Raw genomic sequence first — 4,014 nt, 5'->3', positions numbered from 1 at the left:
GCCGCCCAGCCGGGAGCTGCCCAGTGAACGGCCTGACCTGGCGTAACCCGCTGATCGCGGGCGCGATTGCACTGGTGCTCGTGATCCTTGCCGCGGCGAGCTTTGCGATCGTGCCGGAAACGCAGCAGGCGGTGATCCTGCGGTTCGGCCAGCCGATCCGGACGGTCAACGCCTATGCGCCCGGCCAGCCGTTCGGCCAGACCGGCGCGGGGCTGATCGTACGCGTGCCGTTCATCGACCGCATCGTGTGGATCGACAAGCGCGTGCAGGACATCGAGCTGGACAACACGCTGGTGCTGTCGACCGACCAGCTGCGGCTCGAGGTCGATGCCTATGCGCGCTACCGCGTCGTCGACCCGCGCAAGATGCGCAACGCGGTCGGCAGCGAGGAACGCATTCCCGACCAGCTGCGCCCGATCCTGGGGTCGGCGCTGCGCAACGAGCTGGGCAAGCGGCGCTTCGTCGAACTGCTCAGCCCCGAGCGGTCCGAGCTGATGGATAATATCCAGACCGGGTTGCAGCGCGTGGCGAGCCAGTACGGTGTCGAGATCGTCGACGTGCGGATCAAGCAGGCGAACCTGCCCGTCGGCCTGCCGCTCGAAAGCGCGCTCAAGCGCATGTCGAGCGCACGCCAGCAGGAGGCGATCACGATCCGCGCCGAGGGCCAGAAGCAGGCGCAGATCGTCCGTGCGCAGGCGGACGCCGATTCGGCGAAGATCTATGCCGAGAGCTTTGGCAAGGATGCCGACTTCTACGACTTCTACCGGGCGATGCAGTCCTACCGGCACACGTTCGGGGCAGATGGCGGTCCGGCACCCGAAGGATCGACGTCGATAATTCTTTCGCCGAACAACAGCTATCTGCGGGAATTCGAGGGCCGCGGGCGTTAAAGCCCGTGAGCTTGCTCTGAACACCCGTTCATATTCAAGCGTCGTTCAGCCGTAATCGGCGATGAAACCCCGGTTTCGGACGATGAAACGAGAGGACAATATCCAGTGCGTTACGCCTACGCCATTACCAGCGCTCTACTGCTCGGCGGCGCGACCGCGACGCTCGCGCTCCAGCCCGGCACCGCTTCGGGGACCGGCCAGGTCGCCCAGAACGAACCTGGCGCGATCCAGGCGGTCGTGCCCAAGCCCGGCGCGCCGATGAGCTTTGCCGACATGGTCGCGCGGCTCCAGCCCGCGGTCGTGAACATCTCGACCAAGCAGACGATCGTCCAGAAGCAGCAGGCCAACCCGTTCGCGGGCACGCCGTTCGGCGAGCTGTTCGGCGGCATGGGCGGCGGTCCGCAGGGTGGCCCGCCGGTCAAGCGCGAGGGTGCGTCGCTCGGCTCGGGCTTCCTGATCTCGGCGGACGGCTATGTCGTCACCAACAATCACGTGATCTCGCCGGGCGCGCAGGGCGCGACGGTCGATTCGATCACGGTGACGCTGAGCAACAAGAAGGAATATGTCGCCAAGGTCATCGGCAAGGACCAGGAATCGGACTTGGCGCTGCTGAAGATCGACGCGCCCAACCTGCCCTTCGTCAAGTTCGGCGATTCGAACGGCGCGCGCGTCGGCGACTGGGTCGTCGCGATCGGCGAGCCGTTCGGGCTGGGCGGCACGGTGACCGCGGGGATCATCTCGGCGATCAACCGCGTCACCGGACAGGGCGGCGCGTATGACCGCTTCATCCAGACCGACGCATCGATCAACCAGGGCAATTCGGGCGGGCCGATGTTCGACCTGAACGGCAATGTGATCGGCGTGAATTCGCAGATCTTCAGCCAGTCGGGCGGCAATATCGGCATCGGCTTCGCGATCCCCGCGGCGACCGCCAAGCCGATCATCGCGACCTTCATGAAGGGTGGCACGATCGAGCGCGGCTATATCGGCGTGACGCTGGGCCGTGGCGGCACGATCGATGAGGATACCGCCGCAGCGCTCGGCATCGCCAAGAACCAGGGCGAGCTGATCAACGACGTCACCGCGGGCGGACCCGCGGCGCGCGCCGGCGTGCGCGCGGGCGACGTGGTGACCAAGGTCAACGGCCAGGTGGTCACGGTCGACCAGTCGCTGTCCTATCTCGTGTCGAACGTGAAGCCCGGCCAGACCGCGCGGCTCGACATCCTGCGCAACGGCAAGCCGACGAGCGCGAACGTGGTCGTCGTGCCGCGGCCGAGCGCGGACAAGCTGGCGGCGACGCTGGGCGGCGACGCGCAGGGCTTCGGCACCGACGACGGCGATGACGATGATGCAGCGACCGGCGCGGCACCCACCGCGGGTGCGGCACTCGGGATCGGCGTCCAGCCGCTGACCCCGGCGATCGCGCAGGCGGTCGGCGTCGAGGCGGGCACGCAGGGCGTGGTGATCGCGGCCGTCGCGCAGACGAGCGATGCGTTCGGCAAGCTCAAGCGCGGCGACGTGATCATCTCGGTCAACGGCACGCCGGTGCGCAGCGCAACCGAGCTGCAAAGCGCGGTCACGACGGCCAAGGCCGCCGGGCGTCCGCAGGTGCTGTTGCAGGTCAAGCGCGGGCGCGGGCCGGCGCAGTTCCTGCCGGTCAAGATCAAGTAATCGACTCGACACTCGCGTGTCCCGAAGGACCCGTCGCTCACCCGAGCGGCGGTCCTTTTTCTTTGCGGGGCGCGGGGTTAGGATCGGGATCGACAGCGAGGATATAGCAGCATGGGCGACGGCATCTTCATCGGCGCGAGCGCGGACGGTACGCGGCAGACGCTCGAGCTCAAACGCGCGAACCGGCACGGGCTGATCGCGGGCGCGACGGGGACGGGCAAGACCGTGACCGTGCAGGGGATCATCGAGGGGTTTTCGGCGAACGGCGTGCCGTGCTTCGTCGCGGACGTGAAGGGCGACCTGTCGGGGCTCGCGATGGCGGGATCGCCGACCGCGAAGACGCATGCGATCTTTGCCGAGCGCACCAAGGCGATCGGCGATGACGGCTGGGCCTATGCCGACACGCCGGTGCAGTTCTGGGACCTGTTCGGCGAGCAGGGGCATCCGATCCGCACGACGATCAGCGAGATGGGGCCGGTGCTGCTCGCGCGGCTGCTCGACCTGAACGAGGTGCAGGAGGGGGTGCTGACGATCGCCTTCCACGTCGCGGATACGGAAGGGCTGCTGCTGATCGACCTCGACGATCTGCAGGCGATGCTGAGCGAGTGCGCGGGGCGGGCCGACGAGCTGACGACGACCTATGGCAACGTGTCGAAACAGTCGATCGGCGCGATCCAGCGGGCGCTGCTCCAGTTGCGGTCGCAGGGCGCGGAGCATTTCTTCGGGGAGCCGGCGCTCGAATTGCGCGACTTTATCGGCGTCGACGACCGGGGGCGGGGGCTGGTCAACATCCTTGCCGCGGACAAGCTGATGGCGAGCCCCAAGCTCTATTCGACGTTCCTGCTGTGGCTGATGAGCGAGCTGTTCGAGCAGCTTCCCGAGATCGGCGATCCCGACAAGCCGGTGCTGTGCTTCTTCTTCGACGAGGCGCATCTGCTGTTCGATGCCGCACCCAAGGCGCTGCTCGACACGATCGCGCAGGTCGTGCGGCTGATCCGGTCGAAGGGCGTGGGCGTGTATTTCATCACGCAGAACCCGATCGACATTCCCGAGACGATCGCGGGGCAGCTCGGCAACCGGGTGCAGCATGCGCTGCGCGCGTTCACGCCGCGCGACCAGGCAGCGGTGCGCTCCGCGGCGGAGACGTTCCGGGCGAATCCGGGGGTCGATGTCGCGACCGCGATCACCGAGCTGAAGGTGGGCGAGGCGCTGGTGTCGCTGTTGCAGGCGGACGGGTCGCCAACGCCGGTCGCGCGCACGCTGATCAAGCCGCCGGTGTCGCGGGTCGCGCCGATCACGCCCGCCGAGCGCGCGGTGATGATCGAGACGGATGCGATCGGGGCAAAATACGACACTTTGGTCGATCGCGAGTCGGCGGAGGAGCTGCTCGCGGCGAAGACCGAAGCGGCGAGCGCGGCGGCGGCGGAGGCGAAGGCGACGACCGCGGCGGAGA

General features: G+C 67.7%; 3 protein-coding genes. All 3 read left to right on the top strand.

The window, feature by feature from the left end; translation table 11 throughout:
- Positions 1–23: 23 nt before the first annotated feature.
- Positions 24–890, top strand: coding sequence for a protease modulator HflC (locus tag NI18_RS13835; protein ID WP_037530602.1), 867 nt, complete (start codon positions 24–26; stop codon positions 888–890).
- 105 nt (positions 891–995) lie between these two features.
- Positions 996–2,561 (top strand): Do family serine endopeptidase, encoded by a 1,566-nt coding sequence (locus NI18_RS13830; RefSeq protein WP_037530600.1) that lies wholly within the window; start codon positions 996–998, stop codon positions 2,559–2,561.
- Positions 2,562–2,672: 111 nt separating this feature from the next.
- The coding region (locus tag NI18_RS13825) for a helicase HerA-like domain-containing protein (protein ID WP_037530598.1) at positions 2,673–4,014 on the top strand (1,342 nt) is incomplete at its 3' end.

The sequence above is a fragment of the Sphingomonas sp. Ant20 genome (assembly GCF_000783375.1).
Taxonomy (GTDB): domain Bacteria; phylum Pseudomonadota; class Alphaproteobacteria; order Sphingomonadales; family Sphingomonadaceae; genus Sphingomonas; species Sphingomonas aerolata.
The sequence above is the reverse complement of the archived record's forward strand: the minus strand, read 5'-3'. Positions and strand labels throughout refer to the sequence as shown.